The sequence below is a fragment of the Pandoraea iniqua genome, assembly GCF_902459685.1.
Classification (GTDB): Bacteria; Pseudomonadota; Gammaproteobacteria; order Burkholderiales; family Burkholderiaceae; genus Pandoraea; species Pandoraea iniqua.
Window position 1 is genome coordinate 409907 of the sequence record NZ_CABPSF010000002.1, and the last position, 24114, is coordinate 434020.

At 63.9% G+C, this 24114-nt stretch carries 15 protein-coding genes; 12 read left to right on the top strand and 3 right to left on the bottom strand.

The window, feature by feature from the left end; all coding sequences use genetic code 11:
• Both PIN31009_RS07590 and PIN31009_RS07595 read right to left on the bottom strand, forming a co-directional pair.
• The gene (locus PIN31009_RS07590; RefSeq protein ID WP_150789838.1) at positions 1–1143 is read right to left on the bottom strand and encodes an aromatic ring-hydroxylating oxygenase subunit alpha; all 1143 of its coding nucleotides are present in this window, start codon (positions 1141–1143) and stop codon (positions 1–3) included.
• A 170-nt stretch (positions 1144–1313) separates the two neighbouring features.
• On the bottom strand, positions 1314–2279 hold the full coding sequence (locus PIN31009_RS07595) for a LysR family transcriptional regulator (protein WP_087724385.1): 966 nt from the start codon (positions 2277–2279) through the stop codon (positions 1314–1316).
• Positions 2280–2468: 189 nt separating this feature from the next.
• Between PIN31009_RS07595 and PIN31009_RS07600 the strand changes: the two genes are divergently transcribed.
• The 9 genes from PIN31009_RS07600 (at position 2469) to PIN31009_RS07640 (ending at position 11559) form a co-directional block, all read left to right on the top strand.
• Positions 2469–3734, top strand: coding sequence for a flavin-containing monooxygenase (locus PIN31009_RS07600; RefSeq protein ID WP_150789839.1), 1266 nt, complete (start codon positions 2469–2471; stop codon positions 3732–3734).
• A gap of 10 nt (positions 3735–3744) precedes the next feature.
• The gene (locus PIN31009_RS07605; protein ID WP_150683692.1) at positions 3745–4182 is read left to right on the top strand and encodes a RidA family protein; all 438 of its coding nucleotides are present in this window, start codon (positions 3745–3747) and stop codon (positions 4180–4182) included.
• A gap of 27 nt (positions 4183–4209) precedes the next feature.
• The gene (locus PIN31009_RS07610; protein WP_150789840.1) at positions 4210–4887 is read left to right on the top strand and encodes a DUF1028 domain-containing protein; all 678 of its coding nucleotides are present in this window, start codon (positions 4210–4212) and stop codon (positions 4885–4887) included.
• Positions 4880–6037, top strand: a complete 1158-nt coding sequence (gene argE / locus PIN31009_RS07615; protein ID WP_150789841.1) for an acetylornithine deacetylase — start codon at positions 4880–4882, stop codon at positions 6035–6037. Before PIN31009_RS07610 ends, argE begins: the two co-directional genes overlap by 8 nt.
• A 54-nt stretch (positions 6038–6091) precedes the next feature.
• Entirely contained in the window at positions 6092–7003 is a 912-nt protein-coding gene (locus tag PIN31009_RS07620; RefSeq protein ID WP_150683695.1) for a LysR family transcriptional regulator, read from the top strand.
• Positions 7004–7195: 192 nt separating this feature from the next.
• Positions 7196–8338 (top strand): porin, encoded by a 1143-nt coding sequence (locus PIN31009_RS07625; protein WP_174997026.1) that lies wholly within the window; start codon positions 7196–7198, stop codon positions 8336–8338.
• A gap of 41 nt (positions 8339–8379) precedes the next feature.
• A complete protein-coding gene (locus PIN31009_RS07630) occupies positions 8380–9750 on the top strand; it encodes an MFS transporter (protein ID WP_150789843.1) in 1371 nt (456 codons plus the stop codon).
• Positions 9751–9792: 42 nt separating this feature from the next.
• Positions 9793–10485, top strand: a complete 693-nt coding sequence (locus tag PIN31009_RS07635; RefSeq protein ID WP_150789844.1) for a DUF4286 family protein — start codon at positions 9793–9795, stop codon at positions 10483–10485.
• A gap of 45 nt (positions 10486–10530) precedes the next feature.
• The gene (locus PIN31009_RS07640; RefSeq protein ID WP_150789845.1) at positions 10531–11559 is read left to right on the top strand and encodes a zinc-dependent alcohol dehydrogenase; all 1029 of its coding nucleotides are present in this window, start codon (positions 10531–10533) and stop codon (positions 11557–11559) included.
• A gap of 39 nt (positions 11560–11598) precedes the next feature.
• On the opposite strand, the gene PIN31009_RS07645 is transcribed toward PIN31009_RS07640, so the two are convergent.
• Positions 11599–20298: a glycoside hydrolase family 94 protein gene (locus PIN31009_RS07645; protein WP_174997028.1), complete on the bottom strand. Its 8700-nt coding sequence runs from the start codon at positions 20296–20298 to the stop codon at positions 11599–11601.
• A gap of 259 nt (positions 20299–20557) precedes the next feature.
• Here PIN31009_RS07645 and pgi point away from each other — a divergent pair, with 259 nt between their 5' ends.
• From pgi to PIN31009_RS07660, 3 genes are all read left to right on the top strand, one after another.
• Positions 20558–22228 carry a glucose-6-phosphate isomerase gene (pgi, locus tag PIN31009_RS07650; protein WP_150789846.1) on the top strand — a complete coding sequence of 557 codons (1671 nt, stop codon included), beginning with the start codon at positions 20558–20560 and terminating at the stop codon, positions 22226–22228.
• A 69-nt stretch (positions 22229–22297) separates the two neighbouring features.
• Positions 22298–23377 (top strand): phosphogluconate dehydrogenase (NAD(+)-dependent, decarboxylating), encoded by a 1080-nt coding sequence (gnd, locus tag PIN31009_RS07655; protein WP_150683701.1) that lies wholly within the window; start codon positions 22298–22300, stop codon positions 23375–23377.
• 24 nt (positions 23378–23401) lie between these two features.
• Positions 23402–24103 carry an HAD family hydrolase gene (locus PIN31009_RS07660; RefSeq protein ID WP_150789847.1) on the top strand — a complete coding sequence of 234 codons (702 nt, stop codon included), beginning with the start codon at positions 23402–23404 and terminating at the stop codon, positions 24101–24103.
• The last annotated feature ends 11 nt before the right edge of the window (positions 24104–24114 follow it).

The following is a 24114-nucleotide window of genomic DNA, read 5'->3' on the forward strand; positions in this document are numbered from 1 at the left end:
CTAGGCCATCCTGGCGGCCAGATAGCGTGCGAAATCGTAGTTCGGGCGCTCGAGCCGGCTCAGATGGCCGGGCTTCGCGAGCGGCGCATGCACGCCACGAAACACCGCTTCCACCCCGCGCCGGTCTTCGGCATTCACTTCGTCGAGCAGCTTCTTGAGCGACACCATGTGCGCATTCGCCGCCGGGTCGGCAACGAATTCAGGCGAGAGTCCGCCACCAAAGCGGATGTGCACGCGGTCCACGCCTCTGGGCTGCAACACGAGATACCAGAAGTACCCCGGGGTGAGCGTGACGAGATGCGTCGGGTAGATGGCCAGCAGCGCCGTGGTCTTGCGCCAATGGCCTTCCAGCCGCGTGTTGTCCGGATGCGCGTTGCCGATGGGCAGCGTCGCTTCCTTGGTGATCCAGTGGTAGTTGAACGCCGCGTGTCCGGGCGGGCATTCCATCTCTTCGAGCTTCGAATGCGGACCTACCGTCGCGCGGTGCAGCATCGGCAGGTGATAGCTCTCCATGAAGTTCTCGGCGAGGATTTTCCAGTTGGTATCCCAGACGTGTTCTTCATAGAAAGTTTCGATGTAGTCGGTCATGCCGTACTGCGCGATTAAATCGGTAAGCTCGGCAAGCTGGGTGGCCACCGGCGGCGCATCGTTATCGAGGGTGACGTAGATCCAGCCTTGCCATTGCTCGCAGCGAATCGCGGGCAGCCGGTAGCTTTCCTTGCAGAAGCCCGCCTGCTCGTCCATCATCGGTGCGCCTTTCAGGGCACCGTCGAGCGAGTAGTTCCACGCGTGATAGGGGCACACGATGCGCCGGACATTGCCGCGGCCTTCGAGCAGCACGGACATGCGATGCAGGCACACGTTGGACATGGCCTTCAACTGCATTTGTTCGTCACGCACCACCACGACGGGTTGGTCGCCGATCTGCGCGCTCAGGTAGTCGCCGGGCTCGGCGAGCGCACTCGCGCGGCCGACGCACTGCCACTCGTGCGCGAAGATGTCGCGCTGTTCCCGGGCGAGAAAGCCCGGCGACGTGTACACGCCGGGCGGCATGGCCCGTGCATCGTCGAACGGGCGTTCACCACCGGTCCGCAGCGCGTCGATGAGCGCCTGCCCTGCGATCGTCCCTGTCTGCTCAGCCATGAAGCCCTCCGTTCATTCGCCATGACGCTCGGGCAACACCGCAAGCCCTCGCACACCGCACTCAACATGAACATCAATCTATCAAGCCAAATTGCAAGCCAAAATATTGTTTTTGGATACAGGGCAAAGGTTTTGCCTATGCAGGGCCTGATTCACCGGTGCGACACTGCTTACTGCGATGCCAGATGGAGCCGTTGGATGTAGTTCTCGGCAAACGAGGCAAAGCGCTGCACAACACGGCGGGGCTTCATCGTGCGCGATTGCGCGATGCCCAGCATGATCGCGTTGACGTTGTCTTTGAAGCGCTTGATGACGAACTCTTCGCCATCGACCGTCCGGTTCGACTTGAGTGGAAAATTCAGCAGGCTGTAGCCCAGACCGTTGGCCACCATGCCCCGCACGACTTCCGGCTGCGACGAGCGGAACGCGGGCACTGGCCGGTTGCCCACGGCATCGAAGAGAGCAGCGAAATATTCGCGGCTGTGCGGCAGATCGAGCATCACGTAGGGTTCCGGCAGCAGGTCGGCAAGCGATACCTTGCGAGCGCGGGCCAGCCGGTGCGTGCGCGGCAGGATGGCGTAAGGGGGCAGCGAGACCAGCGGCGTGAAAGCGATGTCTTCGCTCAGATCGAGGCTGTACGTGAGCACGAGATCGAGCGAGCCGTCGTGCAGGCCGCGCAGCAGCCCGTCCTGATGCGCTTCTACGGTGCGAAAGCCGATGCCCGTGTGCTCCTGCGTGAAGCGGCTGATGAGCCCCGGCATCAGCGGCGGCGCCAGCGACGCGAGGCAGCCCAGCGCAATCGAGCCCGTCATGCCGCCATCCATCTCTTTGGCCGCCATCTGTAACTCTTCGGCGGTTTTCAGCAGGTTGCGCGCCTGCCCGAGCAAATCGCGCCCGGCTTGGGTCAGCGACAGGCCGCTCGCGTGATGCCGGATGAACAGCTGCACCCCGAACGAGACTTCGAGATCCGCCAGCGCGGTGGAAATGGAGGGCTGTGAGATATGCAGCCGTTTGGCGGCCGCCGTGAAGGACAAGACTTCTGCCGTGACCACGAAATAACGCAGCTGACGCAGCGAGTAGCGCAGGGGCTGCGTGTCTAGCGTCTCCAACGTTGCCAAGGTAGCCAAGTTATCCATCGGCATCGCTCCATAAGGCGGCATGGGTTGATGGCATTGTGAAATCGAAAAAAAAGTCTGCATAGTCAAATCCGATGCTTTGCATTTTTTAAATATATTTTTCGGATTCTGTCGAGGCGCGTAGATTTTCGCGAATGACCTCCCCCACGGGGCGTTCGGAATCAATCTGCCTTCTGAAGGACGCAAGCCATGACAGTGCAAACAACGTCAATCGATACGCTCGTCGTCGGCGCCGGGCAGGCCGGTGTGGCGATGAGCGAGCACCTGAGTAAGCACGGCGTGCCGCATCTCGTGCTGGAGCGCTCGCGTATCGCCGAGCGTTGGCGCACCGGACGTTGGGACTCGCTGGTGGCGAATGGCCCGGCATGGCACGACCGCTTTCCCAATCTGACCTTTGCCGAGATCGACCCGGATAGCTTTGCCTCGAAAGAGCAGGTGGCCGACTACTTCGTCGAATACGCCCGCAAGATCGAAGCGCCGATCCGCACCGGCGTCGAAGTGACGAAGGTGGTGCGCAACCAAGGGCGGCCGGGCTTTACCGTGGAAACGTCGGACGGCACGCTCGAAGTCCTGCGCGTGGTGGTGGCGACCGGGGCGTTTCAGCGTCCGGTGATTCCTGCCATCGCGCCTGCCGATGAGCGGCTGACGCAGATTCATTCCGCCGACTATCGCAACCCGGGGCAATTGCCGCCGGGCAATGTCCTCGTCGTAGGCGCTGGCTCGTCAGGCGTGCAGATTGCGGATGAGTTGCAGCGCGCGGGCCGGCAGGTCTATTTGTCGGTCGGCGCGCATGACCGTCCCCCGCGCGGCTATCGCGGGCGCGACTTCTGCTGGTGGCTCGGTGTGCTCGGCGAGTGGGATGCAGAAATCATGCGTCCGGGCCGCGAGCACGTGACCATTGCAGTGAGCGGCGCGCACGGCGGCCATACCGTGGACTTTCGACGTCTGGCGCATCAGGGCGTCATGCTCACCGGGCTGACGCGATCGTTCGAGGCCGGTGTGGTGCATTTTCAGGATGACCTTGCAGAGAACATCGCGCGCGGCGACGAAAACTATTTGTCGCTGCTCGATGCTGCGGATGCCTACGCCGCGCGCAATGGTCTCGATCTTCCCGAAGAGCCGGAAGCCCGCGTCATTCCGCCCGATCCGGCGTGCCTGACGAACCCGTTGCGTGATCTCGATCTGGCGCAAGCCAACGTCACGTCGATCATCTGGGCGACGGGCTACGCCGTCGATTTCCGCTGGCTGCAAGTCGATGCCTTTGGCGAGAACGGCAAGCCGAAGCATCAACGCGGTGTTTCGCAGGAGCCGGGTGTGTATTTCCTCGGTCTGCCGTGGCTCTCGCGCCGTGGATCGTCGTTCATCTGGGGCGTGTGGCACGACGCGCGGCATATCGCGGACCACATCGCCACCCAGCGCAAATATCTCGCCTATTACGACTCGCCAACGACCTGAGGGGAACGCCATGAGCCAACCGACGCATACCCGTATCCGCATGTTCAACACGAAGGAGACGTATCCGAATCAATCGCTCGATAACGATCTTTGTCAGGCGGTGCGCGCGGGGAACACGGTCTACGTGCGCGGGCAGATCGGTACCGACTTCGCCGGCAATCTGGTCGGGCTGGGCGATCCGCGTGCGCAGGCCGAGCAAGCCATGAAGAACGTCAAGCAACTGCTCGAAGAGGCCGGCAGCGACTTGTCGCACATCGTCAAGACGACCACGTACCTGACCGACGTGCGCTTTCGCGAGCCGGTTTATCGCGAAGTGGGGAAGTGGCTCAAAGGCGTGTTTCCGATTTCCACGGGGCTGACCGTGGTCGCGCTGGGGCAGCCCGAATGGCTGATGGAAATCGATGTCATCGCCGTGATTCCGGACGGCTGGACGCGTCCCGGCGCATAAGGCACGTAAGCGAGGTAAGGAGCAAACATGACCTTCTCAATCGTTGGACGATGTGAAAAGACCGGACAACTCGGCATTGCGATCAGTTCGTCAAGTATTGCTGTCGGGGCCCGGTGCCCGTGGCTGTGCGCGAATGTCGGCGCGGTGTCCACACAGAACGTTACGCTGCCTGCGCTGGGGCCGCAGATTCTGGACCGTCTCGCAGAGGAAGCCGATGACCCGGCAACTGCACTGAGCCGAACGCTGGCCGCCAGCGACTGGAGCGAGTACCGGCAGGTCACCGTGCTCGACGCGCAGGGGCGCACGGCGTTCTTCAGCGGCGAGCAGACGCTGGGGATCTACAACGCCGTCGCCGGTGCGCAGTGCGTCGCCGCCGGCAACATGTTGCGGGGGCGCGAGGTCATCGACGCCATGATCCCGGCATTCGAGAACACGCCCGGCCCGCTGGCTGACCGGTTGCTCGCGGCGATGCATGCGGCCATGGCCAGTGGCGGAGAAGCCGGACCGGTGCACTCGGCGGCGCTGAAGATCGTCGGCGACCTGATCTGGCCCATCGTCGACCTGCGCGTGGATTGGGCCGACGAGGACCCGATCGGCAAGCTCGATGGACTTTGGCAAGCCTACAAGCCGCAAATGCAGGATTACGTGACGCGTGCCCTGAACCCCACGGCCGCGCCGAGCTATGGAGTGCCGGGCGATGAATGAGCTGTCGAGCCGCGCGCTGCTGGAAACGCTGATTGGATTCCCCACCGTCAGCCGCGATTCCAATCTGGCGCTGATCGAGTTCATTCGCGATTACCTTGCGCAACACGGGGTGCCGAGCGAACTCTTCTACAACGAGGAGCGCACCAAGGCCAATCTGTTCGCGACCATCGGTCCGCAAGATCGCGGCGGCATTGTGCTCTCGGGGCACACCGACGTCGTGCCGGTCGACGGACAGGCGTGGACGGTCGATCCGTTTCGCCTCATCGAGAAAGAGGGGCGGCTTTACGGGCGTGGGACGGCCGACATGAAGGGCTATATCGCCTCGGTACTGGCGGCAGTGCCGACCTTCGTCGCGCGTAATCTGCGTATTCCCGTGCATCTGGCGTTCTCGTATGACGAGGAGATCGGCTGCCTTGGCGTGCGCCCCATGCTCGCCGAACTGGCCAAGCGCCCGCACAAACCGGTGCTATGCCTGATCGGCGAGCCGACCGCGCTCAAACCGGTGCTCGGTCACAAGGGCAAGCTGGCAATGCGTTGCTGCGTCAAGGGCGCACCGTGCCATTCGGCGTATGCGCCTTATGGCGTCAATGCCATTCAGTACGCAGCGCGGCTCATCAACTGTCTGGAAGATATCGGAGAAGAACTCGCTGATCCCGAGTATCACGACACGCGCTTCGATCCGCCGTTCTCCACTGTGCAGACTGGCGTCATCAGGGGCGGACGCGCGCTGAACATCGTGCCCGCCGAATGCGAGTTCGATTTTGAAGTGCGCGCGTTGCCGGGGTTCGATGCGTCTCACGTCGCCCGCACATTGCAGCACTACGCCGAGACGGATCTGCTGCCGAAGATGCGCGCCGTGAAACCGGACACCGACATTCGTCTCGTCGAGTTATCGGCGTATCCGGCGCTGGCGACACCGCCCGACAGCGATGCCGCGCGGCTGCTGGCGATGCTGTGCGACTCGCGGGAATTCGGTACGGTGGCGTTCGGCACCGAGGGCGGATTGTTCAACGAAGTGGGTATTCCGACCGTGGTGTGTGGCCCGGGCAGTATGGATCAGGGGCACAAGCCGGATGAGTTCGTGAGCCTCGAACAACTCGAAGGCTGCGACGCAATGCTGCGCCGCCTCGCCGATCACCTTGCGACCTGACGGGCGCGGCAATCTATACAATTCACTTCCATCAGCGCAACGAGGCAGTGAGCGATGGATAGTGTAGAGAACGTGCGAGCCTTCCTCGCGGTGGCCGAAATGGGGAGCTTCACGGCGGCAGCGCGCCGGCTGGATGTGTCGGCGCCAGTGGTGACAAAGCGGGTCAGTGCGCTCGAGAAGGAGCTGCATGTTCTGCTCTTTCAACGCACCACCCGCAGCCTGACCCTGACCGCGTCCGGGCGCGACATGCTCGGCAGCGCCCGCGACTTTCTGGCGGCCTATGAGCGGCTGTCCGAGCGCGCGGCGGTGGATGATCGCTCACTCGGCGGCCGCTTACGCGTTAAAGCGCCCGCGTCGTTCACGAACCACTTTCTCGGCAAGCTGCTCAACGAGTTCTTCCTCACCCATCCCAAGGCAAGTCTCGAACTGCAACTGGCGAACCGGGCCGTCGATCCGGTGCTGGAGAATTTCGACTTCGTCATTACCGGGCTACCCGTCACGTATGACGGCGTCGAAGAGTTTCCGTTGTGCCCGTTCAAACGGCTGGTCTACGCGTCGCCCGGTTATCTGGCGCTGCACGGCACGCCAGAGCACCCGTCCGAACTGCCCGGCCATCGCTGCCTGCTTTATTCGTACCAAAGCACCGTGCGCACGTGGACCTTCACCGACGCGCGCGCCGGCGACATTCAGGTCAGCGTCGACGGTGGCTTTGCCACCAACGATATCGACGCCATGCACAACGCCTGCGTCGACGGCATGGGTGTGGCGATACTCCCGCGCTATCGCGCCAACGACAGCGTGCGGGCAGGCCGTCTGGTGCAGTTGCTACCCGGCTTCGGGCTGCCGGACTACTGGATCAAAGTGTTGCGTCCGGCCAATCATCACAACCCCAAGCTGTTCCATGCGCTGCTCGACTTCCTCGTCGCAGGGCTCGCCAGACTGGAGGAGCAGGGCACTTACCTGTGACCTTGCAGGCGGCGTGTTTCGTCTGCCAATCCCAATCTTCGGGTGACTCGCGATTATTTCCGAATCGCGTGTTCTGAACTTCCACTTCGCCCCTATATTGCGGGGCCGCGTTCGCCCATTATCTGGGCCAGCCGTGCGCTGCCTGCCAGACGCGCGGTACCCAAGACAATAAGAGAGATACAGGAGACAACCGTGAAGCACTGGATCGCTTGCCTGCCCCTTGCGGCATGCTCGCTGAGCGCGTTCGCACAAAGCAACGTGACTATCTACGGCGCGGTCGACGCCGCCATGACCTACGTGAACAACAGCGGCGGCAAGTCCGCGTGGCAGGCAGCCAGCGGCGGGCGCGCGGGCGACAAGTTCGGCTTCAGCGGGGTTGAGGATCTGGGCGGCGGCTTGTCGGCGATCTTCACGCTCGAAGCGGGCTTCAACATCATGAACGGGGCCTCGCAGCCCGCCAACACGATGTTCGGCCGGCAGGCGTTCGTCGGCTTCTCGGACAAGCGGCTCGGTACGCTGACGATCGGTCACCAGTATTCGATGACCAACGACTACTTTGTGCCGCTGTCCACGTCGTTCATGTTTGCCGGTGGTCTGGGCGCGACGCTGGGCGATATCGACGGCTCGTGGAATTACAACAAGATCAACAACGTCATCAAGTACGAGAGCCAGACCTACGCCGGACTGAAGTTCAGCACGATGCTCTCGCTGGGTAACGTGGCGGGCAACTTCGCACAGGACCGGACGTACGGCTTCGGTGCTTCGTACACGAGCGGCGGTCTGCAAGTGGCGGGCGCGTACATGAACATGCGCACGCCGGGCACGTCGATCTTTGGCGCAGCCACTTCGGCGCAGCCGGGGGCGGCCTATTCGAACCCGGTCACCAACCCGATCTTCCAGAACTACGTCACGGCCAATAGCGAGCAGGTGGTTGGCGGTGGCGCGAAGTACACGTGGGGCAACTCGCAGGTGTCGGCCATGTACGAGAACGTGCGCTTTCTCGACATCGTGCGCACGGCGGCCAACCCGCTGGCACCGCCCAATGCCGTTTTCAACAACTATCAGATCAACTACGGGTACTCGTTTTCGCCTCGCACGATGGCGGGTATCGGCTACCAATACAGCTTCGCGCCCGGTGGACATTACCAGTCGGTAGAAGGCGGCGCGGCCTACAATTTCTCCAAGACGACGTACCTCTACGGCATCGTCGTCTGGCAGCACGCGAGCGGGCACGATTCGACGGGCAATGTGGCCGTGGCCGACATTTTCGGCCTGACGGCATCGACCACGCCCAATCAAATGGCCGTGCGCGTGGGTTTGCGCAAGCTGTTCTGACCTCATCGACCTATCGATATCTCGACGGAACCTGAACTCGCATGCCAAACATCAACACCTCAGCGACCGGGCCGGCCCCGCTGGATCTGCAATCGTTTCTCGACGGACGCCGGATGTCGGGGCTTCAGTGGCGCGTGGTCGTCCTGTGCTTTCTGATCGTCGCCATCGACGGTATCGACATCGGACTGGCGGCCTACATCGCACCGGCCGTGCGCCGCGAGTGGGGCCTGTCGGTCGCAGAACTCTCGCCGATTTTCGTCTCGGCACTGATCGGCATGATGGCCGGCTCGCTGCTGTTCGGGCCGTTGGCCGACCGGCGCGGGCGGCGCTTCGTGTTGCTGGCGTCGGTGGCAACCTTCGGGCTCGCGACGCTGGCCACGCTGTTCGCGACCAACGTCACCGAACTATCGGTGCTGCGCTTCATCGCCGGTGCGGGCATCGGCGGCGCTTCGCCCGCAGCGGTCACGCTGACCGCTGAGTACGCGTCGGGCAAGCGCAAGCTGTCGATCATCACGCTGATGATGTGCGGCAATTCCATGGGGTCCGCTTTTGGTGGCGTGGTGGCCTCGCAGATCATCGAGCGGCACGGCTGGCACGCCATGGTGCTCGTGGGCGGGGTATTGCCGATTCTGCTGTTACCGGTGCTGTGGGCGCTGTTGCCCGAGTCGATGCGCTTTCTCGCGCTGCGCCGTCCCCATGAGCAGGAGCGCCTGCGCGCATTGGGGCGCCGCATCGCGCCCGATGTTGTGACGCCGCAGACCACCTTCGTTGCCCTTGAGAAGAAGCAAAGCCGCTCGCCGGTGCGCGAACTGCTGGTGGCGCCTTATGCACGCGGCACGTTGCTGCTGTGGGCCGCGTTCTTCATGGGCCTTTCGGTGCTGTACCTGATGGCAAGCTGGCTGCCGACCATCATCACGAATTCCGGTGGCTCGATGCGCAACGCGGCACTCATTACCGCGCTGTGGTCGATTGGCGGCACCACGGGTGGTCTGCTGCTCGGCCGGGTGATGGACAGCGCGCGACCGGCATGGGTGCTGGGCGCGGCCTACGCGGTGGCGTTCGTGACGGTGATCTGCATCGGCCGCACCTTCGGCAATGCGGCCGTGCTAGCTCCGCTCGTGTACATCGCAGGCGTTTGCATCAGCGGCACGCAGGTCGGCCTCAACGGTCTCGCGGCAACGTATTACCCGACGGCGAACCGGGCGACGGGCGTGGCTTGGGCAACCGGTATCGGCCGCTTCGGTTCGATCCTTGGTTCGAGCGTCGGCGGCTTGCTGCTCGGCTCGGGCATGGCGTATCCGGTGCTATTCGCGATCGTCGGTGTGCCTGCGCTGGTCGCCGCGTTCTGCATGTTCGCGATGCCCGCGACCCGCCGTGAACCCGCCCCGGCTTTGGCGCCCATCAGCCGTTGACCACTGCACCCCTACTTTTACGACTACTGGATACCACGACTCATGGCATTTCCCGGTCCGGCATTTCTCGCGCTTTGGAATGACGTCACGCCGCAGCACGCGCAGGAATACAACCGCTGGCACACGCGCGAGCACGTGCCGGAGCGCGTCGGCATCGACGGCTTTATCGAGGGGCGGCGCTATCGGCACGCGCTGCCGGGGCAGCGGGAGTACTTCACCGCTTACGGCGCGGTGTCGCCCGAAGTGTTCCGTTCGATGGCGTATCTGAACGTGATCGACGAGCCGACCCCGTGGTCGGCCAACATGCGCTCGACCTTGACGCACGTGTTGCGCGCGCCTTGCCGGACGCTGGGGTCCGTGGGCGGGGGCACCGGCGGGGCAGTGGCGTGCGTTCGCCTGCAAGCCGCATCTCCGACGCCGTCGACGTCATCGGGTGCCATCTCGCCATTGCTCGACGCATGTGCTGCGCTGGACGGTGCCGTCGCCGCGCATCTGGGCGAAGTCTTCGACGCGCAGCCGAACGCCTTTGCCCATTGGACGGCAGCCGATATGCCCACGCATGTTCTGCTTGTGGAGACGGAGGATATGGCGGCAGCAGAGGCATTGCGCGAACGCATTGCATCGCTTGCGACCGATGCGTTGCCGGTGCTGGCGCCGCCTGCCGTTGATGTGTATTCGCTGATCTTTGCGATCGGCCACGATGATGTCGATGCGTCGCTGCGCCGCACACGGTAATCGCTTGCGGCGACGCAAGACAACAAGATTGATGGAGTCCCCCCGATGAAAGCCCTTCAGAAAACAACCGCTGCCTTCGGCCTTGAGTGGCGCGACGTTCCCGAACCTGAACAGCCCGGTGCGCTCGATGTCATCGTCGACGTGACGGCCGCCGGCATTTGCGGCAGCGATGTGCACATCTACGACTGGTCGGGTGGCTACGACTTCCTTCGATCCGCCTTCCCGGTGACGCTGGGCCACGAGTTTGCGGGCCGTGTTGCCACACTCGGTGCCGAAGTCGATACGCTGCAAATCGGCGATGCGGTCGTTGTCATCCCCTCGGTCGAATGCGGCGTATGTGAATACTGCGTCTCCGGGTGCGTCGATGAGTGCCGCGACCGCCGGGGCATCGGCATGATGCGCGACGGCGCATTTGCCAGCCGTGTGCGCGTGCCCGCGCGCAACTGCCTGACGCTGCCGTCCGGGCTGGATGCCGGTGTCGCGTCGCTGGCAGAGCCGCTGTCCATCGGAATGTCGGCGGTCAAGACGGCGGAAGTGCAAGCCGGTGACCGTGTGCTGGTCATGGGCCCGGGCACGATCGGTCAGGCGATTGCGGTGCTGGCGAAGGCGCGCGGCGCCCGCGTGGCGATCGTCGGCCACAACGATGCGGAACGTCTCGCGACGGCCCGTGCGCTGGGTATCGACGCGACGCTGGATCTCCACGGCGCCCCGGAAGGTGCGATGCGCACGCTATTGGGCGAGAACGAATACGACATTGTCATCGAGGCGACGGGCGTTGGCGCGGCGGTGCAAGCCGGGCTGGACGTGTTGCGACCGTCGGGCGTGTTCGTGGTCTGTGGCATCCACGGCAAACCGATCAGCTTCGATGGCGCGAAGCTCGTACGCCAGCGTCACCAGATTCGCGGGACGTACCGGGCGACGCGCGCGACGTGGCAGGAGGTGCGTGATTTTCTGGTGGAAAACCACGCGTCGCTCGCACCGATGGTCACGCACCGGCTGCCGCTGGCGCAGGCCATCGACGGGTTCGAGATGGCGCGCAACAAGATCGGTTCGAAGATCGTACTGGTGCCCTGATCGCGGGGCGTGCAAGTTGGCGTCATGGGGGAGGGCGATTCAACTCACCGCCCCCATCACGACGCTGACAGTGTGCTCACGCCCGTCGTCGATCAAGGCGACGTGTTTCGACCCCGGCGGCAGTCGTTCACCGTCGACATCGATCGATGTAATCCCCTGTGTCACCCCCTGCGGGTTCGTGAACGTCACGAGATAGCGCGACTTGCCATGCCGGTAAGTGAGTCGGAATTGCCGCCACTCGTGCGGGATGCAAGGGGCGAGCGTCAGCGACTCGCCGTGCTTTTTCACGCCAAGGATGTACTCCACCGCGCCGCGATACATCCATCCGGCGGAACCCGTGTACCACGTCCATCCGCCGCGCCGCACGTGCGCGGGCGCGGCGTAGACATCGCCCGCCATCACGTAGGGCTCTACCTTGTAGGCGTGGACACCTGCGCGGGTGCTCGCATGGTTGATCGGGTTGAGCATCTTGAACATCTCGCTCGCCCGATCGCCATCGCCAAGCATGGCGTGCGCGATCATGCACCACGCGGCCGCATGGGTGTACTGGCCGCCGTTCTCCCGCACGCCGGGCACGTAACCCTTGATGTACCCGGGGTCCAGCGGTGTCTTGTCGAACGGCGGTGTCAGCAGCAACACCAGATCGTCGCCGGAGCGCACCAGGTAATGCTCGACCGATTCCATCGCACGGCGCTGACGTTCGGCTTCTCCCGCGCCGGAAATCACGCTCCAGCTTTGCGCGATGGAGTCGATGCGGCACTCGGCGTCACCGGCTCTGCCCAGCGGCATGCCGTCGTCAAAGTACGCGCGCAGATACCATGCGCCGTCCCAAGCGCCGTTGTTCAATGCCGCTTTTAGCTTGCGGGCGTGCTCGCGCCACCGTTTTGCGGCAAGCGTCGCACCGCGCGCGTCGGCGATGGGGGCGAATGCGCTCAGCGTGGCGTACAGAAACCAGCCGAGCCAGATGCTTTCGCCCTTGCCTTGATAACCCACGCGGTTCAGCCCGTCGTTCCAGTCGCCACCGCCGATCAGCGGTAAGCCGTGCGTGCCGGTGGTCAGGCTGCATTCGATTGCGCGCTCGCAATGTTCGAACAACGTGCCGGTCACCGCGCTCACGGTCGGTGCGAAGTACGCGTTCTCATCGTCTGCCGGGACCGGCGGCCCCTCCAGATACGGCACGTGCTCATCGAGTACGGCAACATCACCGGTCTGGTCGAGGTAGTGCGCCAGCACGTAAGGGAGCCAAAGCCGGTCGTCGGAAATATGGGTGCGCACGCCGCGATCCGCCGGCGGATGCCACCAGTGCTGCACATCGCCCTCGGCGAATTGATGCGCCGCTGCTTTCAGCAAGTGGGCGCGTGTCAGGTCGGGACGCGTGAGCGTCAGCGCCATGGAATCCTGAAGCTGGTCGCGAAATCCGTAGGCACCGCTCGCCTGATAAAACGCCGTGCGGGCCCACATGCGGCACGCGACGACCTGATACAGGAGCCACCCGTTCACCATCAGATCGGCGGTGCGATCGGGGGTCTCCACTTGCAGTTGCGTCAGCGTGTCGTGCCATTGCGCCCGGGCATCGGCGAGCACGTCGAGCGGCGGCTGACGGCGATACTGCTGGATCCATTGGCGGGCCGAGTCGCGATCGGCTGCCTGACCCAGCATGAACGTCAGTTGCACGCGTTCACCCGGTGCCAGTGAGACCTGCGTGAGCAGCGCACCACACGGGTCGAGTCCCGCGCCGGTCCAGTTGCTCAACTGCCCCGCCGGTGCGAGTGCCACCGGCTGTGAAAGATTGCCGTTACGGCCGATGAACTCGGTTCGATCCCCGGTCCAGCCGGTTTGTTTGCCCAGCCAGTCGATAAACGCAATGCGCTCGCCAAACTCGGCGTTGCGTCGATTGCTTGCCAGCATGGCGCCGGTCGCCGGATCGATCTCGGTCACGATGAAAGGCGCATTGGCGGCTCGGTCGCTGCCAAGCACCCATTCCACATAGCCCGTCACCGAGAGCTTTCGATGATGCCGCGACCGGTTCTCCAGCGTGAGCACCGAGAGCTTGACCGGGTCGTGCCAGCTGACAAACTGCGTCAACTCGCTTCTGATGCCATGCGCGGTGTGCTCGAAGCGGCTGTAACCGTGACCGTGCGCCGCGATGTATCGCGTGTTTTCCAGCCGAATCGGCAACGCCGTTGGTGTCCACAACTCGCCGCTCTCGTCGTCGCGCAGATAGAACGCTTCGCTGCATGGGTCCGCGACGGGGTCGTTCGACCATGTCGTCAGTTGATTCTCGTGACTGTTCTCTGCCCACGTGTACCCGGCCCCCGACTCGGAGACCTGAAAACCGAAATGCGGGTTGGCCACAATGTTGATCCACGGCGCGGGCGTGCGCTGGCCCCGGCCCAGCACGGTGACGTATTCCGCACCTTGTTCAGCGAAGCCACCCAGCCCGTTGAAACACTCCAGCACGGGTAGGGCGGCAGGGGCGTCGTCGATGTCTGGTGCGCGTTCCGACTGAAGGTGGGCGACGGGCACGACGCGGCGACTCTCGACGCGACGCATGCGTACCACCTGCTCCTCGAGGCTGCCTTGCTTGGCACCCGCCAGCACGGCGCGTGCGGTGCTGAGCAACAGGGTCAGTTCGTCCGGCGCCATGGCGTCGGCGCGAAGCACGAAGATGCCGCCATGACGCGAGCCGGGGGCCGGTGTCACCTGCGCACCGCTCACCATCGTTTGCAGCGCGCCTTGCAACTCTTGGATGTAAGACACCTTGCGCTCGTTCAGGATCACCAGATCGACCGGCAACCCCTTGCCTTGCCAGTACTCATGCGCGCGCAGCAGTTGTCTGACGGTGTCGCGGTCATCCATGTCGTCCACCCGCACCAGCACGATCGGCAGGTCGCCGGAGATGCTGAACTTCCATAGCGCCTGCACGCTCAGCGTGTTGCGCTTGAGAAGATCGCCGCCGGGGCGCATCACGGGGTCGGAGTAAAGCACGCGATTGGCGAGGTATTGGAAGAGATGCGCCTCGTCGGCGGTGATGCCCAAGTGATGCAGGTTGACCTGACCCTGTGTCCACGCGAGCGTCGAAGCGCGCTCGAAACAGGCGGGGTCGTGGTACTTGTCGGTCAGATCGCGGATGGCGTCCTGCGAGTCGGCCACCATCGTGGCAAAGACGATATGTTCGGTCGCTCCCGCTGCGATGGTCACGCGCTTGCGCAGGCTGAAAATCGGGTCAAGCACCGAGCCGACGGTATTCGACAGCGGCCGGCCGTCCATGATCGCCACGGCATTGCGGATCGACCGGCCACGCCCGAGGAAGCACACCCGGTCGGTCTCGTAGCCGACGTTATCGCCCGGCGTGGCACTGGCCAGCACGTGTGCCGCCCAGACGGGTTTGTCCGTGCTGCTGCGCGGGCGTCGCATGGCCACCAGCCCATGCACTTCGGGCAGATATTCGGTCTGGACAAACAGGTTGGAGAAGGCCGGATGCGCCGCGTCGGTCGCCATCGGGGCGAGCACGACTTCGGCGTAGGAGGTCACTTCGATTTCGTGACTGTCGGCGCCGGCGTTGGTAATCGACAGACGCCGGATCTCGGCGTTGTCTTCGGGCGAGACCATGATTTCCAGCGAGGTGACGATCGGGCCTTCCTGACGGACGATGCAGGCGCGGTCTTCGGAGAAAGACACCTCGTAGCGTTCGGGCTCGAGGCCCAGCGGCTGAAACGCGGCAGACCACACCTCGCCGCTTGCGGTATCGCGCAGGAACAGGTGGCTGCCCCACGCGTCGCAGGTCGGGTCTTCGCGCCAGCGCGTGACGGCGAGGCCGGCACAGAGGCTGTAGCCCGAACCGGCGGTGGTGACCATCACCGAGTACTCGCCGTTGGACAACAAGTGGGTCGACGGGATGGCCTGATTGGCGGACTGATATCGCCGCACCACCGGCACGGTCGTCTGGGCGGCGCGCACAGTATCGGCCACATCGGGTGTGAGGTCGACGACGCCGATTTCTCGCGGGTTGGCCTCGTGCAGCAGGAGGTCGGCCGCATGCACCAGCGGCTGTCGATGAAAGCGCTGACGCATGACACCGCCGAGCAACACGTTGGCCATCGCCACCAGCGCCATGCCTTGGTGATGGGCCATGTAGGTACGAACAGGCACGGCGGTGCAGTTCTGCGGCAGTCGTGAGGGCGTGTAGTCGACCGCATCGTAATAGCCGTAGACGCCACGGCCGCCGACCGCGTCGAGGCGCTGAAAGTTGGTCACGGCGTGGGGCGCGTCGAACATGGCCGCGAGGGCCGTGGCGTAGGGCGCGATGACCAGATTCTGCGCAAGGCCGCGTTTGAGCGCCAGTTCCGGTACGCCGAACGCCGCATATTGATAGGTCAGCGAGCGGTCGCGCACGTTGTAGGCGGACTCCGAGATACCCCACGGCACGTCGCGCTCGCGGCCATATGCCCGCTGGCATGCAACCGCTAATTCGCAACTCAGATCCAGCAGACTGTGCCGCGGGTATTGCATCACCAGTGAGGGCATCAGGTATTCGAACATCGATCCCGACCACGACATCAGCACGGCCGACCGGCCGTACGGAATCATGCTGCGCCCCAGCCGGAACCAGTGGGTGGCTGGCACGTCGCCCTTCGCAATCGCGATAAAGCTTGTCAGATGCGCTTCCGACGCCAGCAGATCGTAGTACGAGTTGTCGAGCTCGACCTCGTTGACCCGGAAGCCGATGGCAAACAGCCGGCGGTCGGTGTCGAACAGAAACTGGAACTCCATTTCATCGAACAGCTTGCGCGCGGTCTGCGACACCGCGTTCAGTCGCGCGACGATCGCTGCACGCGCGATGGTGTCGACCGGCTCGGCGGCGGTGGCCTCGTCTTTGTCGGTGGCCGCCTCTGTGACGGGCGGCGCATGCAGTGGCAGGTCGCGTAGATGGCTGGTTACGTCGGCACGGATGGCATTCGCCCACGCGAGCACCTCGCTGTGCGCGGCGTCCCCGCGCTCCTGCGCGAAGGTCTGGGCCAGATCGACCAGCGTGGTCGCCAGCGAGTCCAACAGATGCCAACGCCAGCGCCAGTGCTCGGCTGCGACCGCAAGGGTCACGTCCGGTGTGCCCGTCGCCGTAGCGCCGGGCGATGCAATCAGCGTTTGTTCGAGCGCATCGAGTCCTTCGATCAACTGACTGCGATTGACGGTGAGCGTGCGCCGGTCGTCACGCTCGCGGTCGATGGCGTCACGCAGCAGCCGGGCAGCATCGCGCACGCCATCGAGCTGGGTCGTCGAACAGACCGGTTGCCGGGCCATGTCGGCACAGCCGCCCATGACGGCCAGCAGGTGGGCCGCCAGATTGCCGCTGTCGACGGTCGACACGTATTGCGGCAGCAGGGGCTCAAGCGTCTGCGTGTCGTACCAGTTGAAGAAATGTCCGCGGTAGCGGGGCAATTGCGCCAACGTGCCCAGCGTTGCCTCCAGCCGGTCGATGGCCTCCATCGTGCCGATCCAGCCGAAGTCGCGTGCCGACAGCACCGACAGCAGATAGAGGCCGAAGTTGGTCGGCGAACTGCGATGCGCGACGACGGGTAGCGGGTCTTCCTGAAAGTTGTCCGGCGGCAGATGGTGCTCGGCGTCGTTCACGAACGTGGCAAAGAAGCGCCAGATGCGCCTGCCGGCCATACGCATGGCCGGCACGTCGCTGGCAGCAAGCCGGGGCAGCGGCTTGAGCCACGCCGCGTGGCTGATCCATTGCGCGATCAGCGGTGAGACCGCCCACGCCAGCAGAAAGGGCGCGGCGACGAACAGGCTGTGCGGCCGCCCGTACGCCACGGCCGCTGCGGCCAGCCCGGTGATGACGATGGCACCGCGCAACGACCAGAAAAACTCACCGACCGAGCGCCCGGCCAGCAGCTTGGTCTGCGCGGCCGTGACCCACTCCAGCAGGCGCCGGCGCGAGATCAGCAGGCGGTAGAGGGTACGCGCGATGGCGTCGGCGGCCAGCCACGCATGGTTGGCCAGCATGGTGACGACGATGGCCGTGTGGCCGATGGCCCAGAGCACATCGCGTCCCACCGCCCGCCAATGGCTGCGCAATGAAATGCCCCGTTCACCCGGAAACAGACCGTGACCGATCATCAAAATCGCGGGGGCGCTGATGGCGAGCAATACCAGACTCGTCCACACGCCGACCGGCGCATTCGTCAGTATCCAGCCGCAGAGCAGCGTGCCGAGCATCGCAGGCGCCGACAGCGAGCGCCGCAGGTTATCCAGCATCTTCCAGCGCCCGACGGCAGGCAGCTTCTCGCCGTTCGTACCGAACAACCACGGCAGCAGTTGCCAGTCACCGCGTATCCAGCGGTGCAGGCGGGCGGCGGCAACCTGCGCGTTCGACGGAAAGTCTTCGAACAATTCGATATCGGTCACCAGCCCGCAGCGCGCGAAGATGCCTTCGAACAAGTCGTGACTGAGAATGGTGTTCTCAGGAATTCTGCCGGTGAGCGATGTTTCGAACGCGTCGACATCGTACAGCCCCTTGCCGATGTAGCTGCCTTCGCCGAGCAGGTCCTGATAGACGTTCGATACGGCGCCGGCATACGGATCGATACCGCAGGGCCCGGAGAACAAACGCTGATAGACGGACCCTTCGTGAAGCGTCGGCAACGACGGCGTAATGCGCGGCTGAAGTACGCCGTAGCCTTCGACGACACGTCGCGTCACCGGGTCGATCCCCGGTCGATTGAGCGGATGGGCGGCAGTGCCCACCAGTTGGCGCACTGCATCGATCGGCAGCCGTGTATCGCTGTCGAGGGTGATGACGTAGCGCACGTCCGTCGGGGCTTGCGGTGGCACGCCGTCGATATCGACAAACGATGTGTCGGTGGCGCCACGTAGCAGTCGATTGAACTCGTGAAGCTTGCCGCGTTTGCGCTCCCAAGCCAGCCACTTGCGCTGTGCTTCGTTCCACAGCCGGCGGCGATGGAACAGGAAGAATCGCGGCGAGTTGCCACTCACATGGGCATACCGAGCGTTAAGCATCGCGACACGTTCACTCGCGGCCGTCAGAAGGGGCAGGTCGCTCTCGAGATGTTCCGAATCGGCGTCTTTCCAGTCCGAGAGCAGGGCAAAGTAGACGTCGCCCGCCGCATTGGCTAGGTAGTGCAGTTCGAGCTGATCGACTTGCTCGTTGATACCCGCTTCGTTCGTCAGCAGCGTCGGCACGACGACGAAGGTCCTAAGCGTCGAGGGAACCCCCTGCGCGAGCGCCATGCGGGGCAGATGGCGTGGCACGATCAACTTGGTCAGTATTTGGTCGATCGCCATCACGGCCAGATCGGAGGCAGGGATGGCGGCGAAGAGCGCGAGCAGCAGCAGCCCGAGTACGCTCACGCCTGCCTGATGACTCAACCACAGCGGGTTGGCCAGAATCAACGCGCTCAGGCCAACGATCGAGGCGATGTAGAGTGCCGATCCACGCGACGTGTAGGCGCGAAGGCAGCGCTGCGCGAACGGCACCCGATAACCGATTTCGCGCTCGAACTCGCGTCGCCCCGCCGCGAGCAGGTAATAGCCCGGATCGGCGCGCCGTTGCATGTCATGGTTATCGGTTGCCTGATCGAGTCCATTCGGCGGGCGCGTGGACGGGTGCGCAATCGCTTGAGCGGCGGCCGCGGACTTGGCATTCAGCGCATCGGCAACGGCCAGCTCGGCGAGCGGCGAACGTGCTGCCAGTGTTTCGATCTCGTGCCGATACTGGTCGCGCGTGGCGAAATCCATCTCGGCGTAGCCCGGGTTGCGGCGTAACTGCGCATCGACAAGACTCACGTCCTCGAACAGCGGCTGCCAGTCGAACGAGCGCATATCGCGCAAGCTGCCGACAAGGTTGCGCACCGACATGTTGGCCGCTGCCTGACTGGCGTGCTCCGCCTGCACCACGTCGTCCGACGAATGCCCCTGTCTGGCTAACTGCTCGTTGAGCCATTGCAGCGAGGTGTCTTGATAGCGCAAGCGCTGGATCAGCTGCACGGCAAAGGCGGGTTCGAACGGTTCGACAAAACGCGGCGGACTGCTGACTGGCGGGCCTGCCGCCTGCGGTATGCGGCCGTCCAGGGCCAGCAGGTCGTCGGCGTACTTGTCGGCGGCTTCGCGGCTGGCTTGCGTGCGCGTGACGTGAACACTCAGGCGCCTCAGGTTTTCGATCATCACGGCGCGCAGGGTCAGCGGCATGGCCCATAGCTCGGCCATCGTCAGTGGCTCGACCTTCTGGTAAGCGAGCACGAAACAACGCAACAGCGTGGGATCGAACCGGCTGTCGGTGTGGGCCACAAACGCCCACATCACGCCATAGATGCGCGGATACCCCCTGAGTGGACCATCGAGCAACTGCGGCAGGTTTCGGTAGGCGCGCGCGCCGACTCCGTGGCGTACTTCGGTGAACTGGCCGGATACGGCCCGGAAGTTGTCGAGCAGCCACTCTGCGGCGGGCGTGATCGAGCGGCGGCGCAAGGTGGCTTGTGCGGTGGCGTCGTAACAATGGCGCAGCACGCGCTCGTTGTCTGCGGCGCGTGAGGCCAGCGCGCGGGCATTGGGGGCGCGCGGCGAGATTCGCTGGGCTTGGGCAAGACTGACGGCGTGCTGCTCAAGCCGTTCACGGCTGAACAGTTCCGCTCGAATCGGCGACTCTGAGGGACCGAAGTCGTTGGCTGCATGATTCGCGCCCATAAAGCGCGAGATGCGCGGCAATTCCCACATATTGACGTCTCCGGAGCGGCAAGCAACGGCCCTTTTCGGTGAAAAGGGCATCCGCCCTTTATCCGCTGGCGCCGGCACGCTGTCCGTCCGGTAGCGGACGGACAGGCCTCATGTCGATGTGCGTACGCCAGCGGACCGACGACGCGGGGCCGATCGGAGAGGCTCGGTGCAGGCGTCTTCGCGTTCGGTATGGCCCGTGTGGGCGCGCGATCCCAACGACGCAGTCCGACACTTCAACGCAGTGAGAACGCTAAACACCATGAGCGAAGACACCTATGCCAATGCCGGACGTCCGGCGTCCAAGGCAAAGCTGACCGAGTTACCCGCGTGGCACGCCCTGACGCAACACGTTCAGCGCATGCGACGGGTGCATCTGCGGCAACTGTTCGCCGCCGATACCACCCGAGGCGAGCGCTTTTCGCTGCAAGCCTGCGGCTTGTACCTCGACTACGCCAAGAACCTGATCACCACCGAGACGATCGACCTGCTCGTCTCGCTCGCAAACGCCTGCGGGCTGCCCCGGCAAATCGAAGCGATGTTCACCGGGCAGAAAATCAATGTGAGCGAGGACCGCGCGGCGCTGCATATCGCCTTACGCGCACCGCGCACGCAGACGATCCTGCTCGATGGCCACGATGTCGTGGCAGAGGTGCACGCGGTGCTCGACCGGATGACGGCGTTCACCTCGGCCGTGCATCGCGGCGAATGGCGAGGCTATTCCGGGAAACGCCTGCGCAACGTCGTGAACATCGGCATCGGCGGGTCGGACCTTGGTCCGGTGATGGCCTATCACGCGCTGCGGCAATATGCATCGAAAGAGATGGTGTTCCGTTTCATCTCGAATGTGGATGGCAGCGACTTTCTCGAAGCGACGCAGGATCTCGACCCTGCCGAAACGCTGTTCATCGTGTGTTCGAAGACCTTTCGCACGAAGGAAACACTGACCAACGCGGCCACGGCGCGCGAATGGATCGTGCGCTCGCTGGGCGACGAGCGCGCGGTGGCCCGGCATTTCGTCGCCGTGTCGACCAACGTCGAAGCGGCCGCGAAGTTCGGCATCGACGCCCACCAGTTGTTCGGGCTGTGGGATTGGGATGGCGGCCGGTATTCCATGGACTCGGCCATCGGTTTGTCGACCATGCTTGCCGTGGGCCCTGAAAATTTCCGCTCGATGCTCGGCGGCTTTCACGCCATGGATCAGCACTTTCGCACGGCACCGCTGTCTCGCAACCTGCCGGTGCTCATGGGGCTGCTGTCCGTCTGGTACAACAACTTCTTCGATGCGCAGACGGCCGCCGTGCTCCCCTATGCGCACGACATGCAGCGCTTTCCGGCGTACTTGCAGCAACTGACCATGGAGAGCAACGGCAAGCACGTGACGCTCGACGGTGCGCCCATCGACTACCAGACCGGCCCGATCTACTGGGGCGAACCGGGGACCAACGGCCAGCATTCGTTCCATCAACTGCTGCATCAGGGCACACGCATGGTGCCTTGCGATTTCATCGGATTTTGCCGTGCCACGCATCCGATCGGCAATCATCAGGAACTGTTGCTGGCGAACCTGTTCGCACAAACTGAAGCGCTGGCGTTCGGCAAGACCAATGACGAGGTGTGGGCCGAGGGGGTGCCGGACTGGCTGGTGCCGCATCGCGTCTTCGAAGGCAACCGGCCAACCAATACCCTGCTGGCCGATACGCTCGATCCCGCCACACTGGGCGTGCTGGTGGCGCTCTATGAACACAGCGTGTTCACACAGAGCACGATCTGGCATATCGACGCTTTCGACCAATGGGGCGTAGAGTTAGGAAAATCGTTGGCCGAGCGCACGCTGGCAGCGCTCGCCGGCTCGGCGGCGCCCGGGCTCGACAGCTCCAGCCGCGCACTGATTCGATATTGCCGCGAGCGCCGCGAAGGCCACGCGGGTTAGCCGAATGCCAACGTCACTATTGCAGCACTCAGCATCTTCACTCGCTTGATCAACGACAGGAGGAACGCTATGCAAGTCGGCATGATTGGATTGGGGCGTATGGGCGCAGACCTTGTGCGCCGTTTGACACGCCACGGTCATCAATGTGTTGTTCATGACGTGCGCCCCGCGGCGGTGGCGGCACTGCAAGCCGAGGGTGCCAGCGGCGCAGACTCGCTCGACGCGATGATGTCGATGTTGAAGGCGCCCCGCATTCTCTGGTTGATGGTGCCGGCGGGCGCGGTCGAAGCGACGCTTGCACAACTGACGCCGATGCTCTCGCCGGGCGACATCGTCATCGATGGCGGCAACTCCAGCTTCCGCGACGGGATTCGGCGCGGCACCGAACTCGGCGAAAAGAACGTTCACTTTGTCGATGTCGGCACCAGCGGCGGTATCGCCGGGCTAACCCGCGGATACTGCCTGATGATCGGGGGCGAGCAGGACATCGTGACCTACCTGACACCGATCTTTCGTGCGCTTGCGCCGGGTGGCAACGGCGGCCCGGGGGCAGCAAACGTCGCGCCGTCGCCCAATGGACATGCCCGTGACGACGACAGCGCTACGGCCGAATACGGCTATTTGTATTGCGGCCTGCATGGCGCCGGGCACTTCGTGAAGATGGTCCATAACGGCATCGAGTACGGCATGATGGCCGCCATCGCCGAAGGCCTGAACATCCTCAAACAGGCGGGTATCGGCAAGCACACGCACGAGGTCGGTGCCGAGACGGCGCCGTTGCGAAACCCTGAGTACTACCAGTACGACTTTGCGTTGCCGGAGATTGCAGAAGTGTGGCGGCACGGCAGTGTGATCGATTCGTGGCTGCTCGACCGGATTGCCAACGCGTTGCGCAAAGACCCTGCACTCGACCAGTTCGCCGGACATGTTTCGGATTCGGGCGAGGGCCGCTGGACGCTGGAAGCCGCCATCGACGAAGCCGTGCCGGCGCCGGTACTCAGTGCCGCGCTGTTCTCGCGCTTCAGTTCGCGCGGGCAGGCCGGCTTTGCCAATCAAGTGCTGTCGGCCATGCGGCAGGAGTTTGGCGGCCACGCGGAAGCGGCGGCCTCGTCGCCATCGCCATCGACGCCACCGGCCAAAGATGCCTGATACGGCCAATCGAGGAATCGCATGATGAGCGCGCCGCATGACGTCGTTTTTCTGCTCGACGTCGATAACACCCTGCTGGACAACGATCGCTTTCTGGCCGACCTGAACACGCGCCTGACCGAGTCGTTCGACGACGCCATGTGCGCGCGCTATTTCTCGATTCTCGAATCGCTGCGTTTGCAGATCGGCTACGTCGACTACCTCGGCGCGCTTCAGTGTTTTCGACTCGATGACATCAACGATCCGCGCATGTTGTCGATGTCGGCGTTTCTGCTGGACTATCCGTTCGAGACGCTGCGGTATCCGAGCGCACTGGCGGTCATCGCGCATCTGCAACGCTGGGGGCCGACCGTCATCGTGTCGGATGGTGACGCTGTCTTTCAGCCACGCAAGATCGCGCGTGCCGGCTTCTGGGATGCCGTCGAAGGGCGGGTGCGTATTTATGTGCACAAGGAGCTGATGCTCGACGCCATCGAGAAAGACTTCCCGGCGCGGCGCTATGTGATGGTGGACGACAAGCTGCGGCTGCTGTCGATCATGAAGGGTGTATGGGGCGATCGGCTGACAACAGTGTTTCCGCGTCAAGGGCACTACGCGCTCGATGCCGAGGCGCTCGCCCGCTACGACCCGCCGGACATCACCATCGAGCGCATCGGTGACCTGCTGGCGGAGGATTTCTCTGCGCCGGCGAGCAGCACCGGGCCGGTGGCCGCACGCTCACGCTAGCCGATTTTCAT

Excerpts from the sequence above, each read along its gene's own strand:
- PIN31009_RS07635 (WP_150789844.1), top strand. The coding sequence starts at position 9,793 with ATGGCATTTCCCGGTCCGGCATTTCTCGCGCTTTGGAATGACGTCACG.
- PIN31009_RS07640 (WP_150789845.1), top strand. The coding sequence starts at position 10,531 with ATGAAAGCCCTTCAGAAAACAACCGCTGCCTTCGGCCTTGAGTGGCGC.
- pgi (WP_150789846.1), top strand. The coding sequence starts at position 20,558 with ATGAGCGAAGACACCTATGCCAATGCCGGACGTCCGGCGTCCAAGGCA.
- PIN31009_RS07620 (WP_150683695.1), top strand. The coding sequence starts at position 6,092 with ATGGATAGTGTAGAGAACGTGCGAGCCTTCCTCGCGGTGGCCGAAATG.
- argE (WP_150789841.1), top strand. The coding sequence starts at position 4,880 with ATGAATGAGCTGTCGAGCCGCGCGCTGCTGGAAACGCTGATTGGATTC.
- PIN31009_RS07645 (WP_174997028.1), bottom strand. The coding sequence starts at position 20,298 with ATGTGGGAATTGCCGCGCATCTCGCGCTTTATGGGCGCGAATCATGCA.
- PIN31009_RS07595 (WP_087724385.1), bottom strand. The coding sequence starts at position 2,279 with ATGGATAACTTGGCTACCTTGGCAACGTTGGAGACGCTAGACACGCAG.
- gnd (WP_150683701.1), top strand. The coding sequence starts at position 22,298 with ATGCAAGTCGGCATGATTGGATTGGGGCGTATGGGCGCAGACCTTGTG.
- PIN31009_RS07605 (WP_150683692.1), top strand. The coding sequence starts at position 3,745 with ATGAGCCAACCGACGCATACCCGTATCCGCATGTTCAACACGAAGGAG.
- PIN31009_RS07600 (WP_150789839.1), top strand. The coding sequence starts at position 2,469 with ATGACAGTGCAAACAACGTCAATCGATACGCTCGTCGTCGGCGCCGGG.
- PIN31009_RS07590 (WP_150789838.1), bottom strand. The coding sequence starts at position 1,143 with ATGGCTGAGCAGACAGGGACGATCGCAGGGCAGGCGCTCATCGACGCG.
- PIN31009_RS07660 (WP_150789847.1), top strand. The coding sequence starts at position 23,402 with ATGAGCGCGCCGCATGACGTCGTTTTTCTGCTCGACGTCGATAACACC.
- PIN31009_RS07610 (WP_150789840.1), top strand. The coding sequence starts at position 4,210 with ATGACCTTCTCAATCGTTGGACGATGTGAAAAGACCGGACAACTCGGC.
- PIN31009_RS07630 (WP_150789843.1), top strand. The coding sequence starts at position 8,380 with ATGCCAAACATCAACACCTCAGCGACCGGGCCGGCCCCGCTGGATCTG.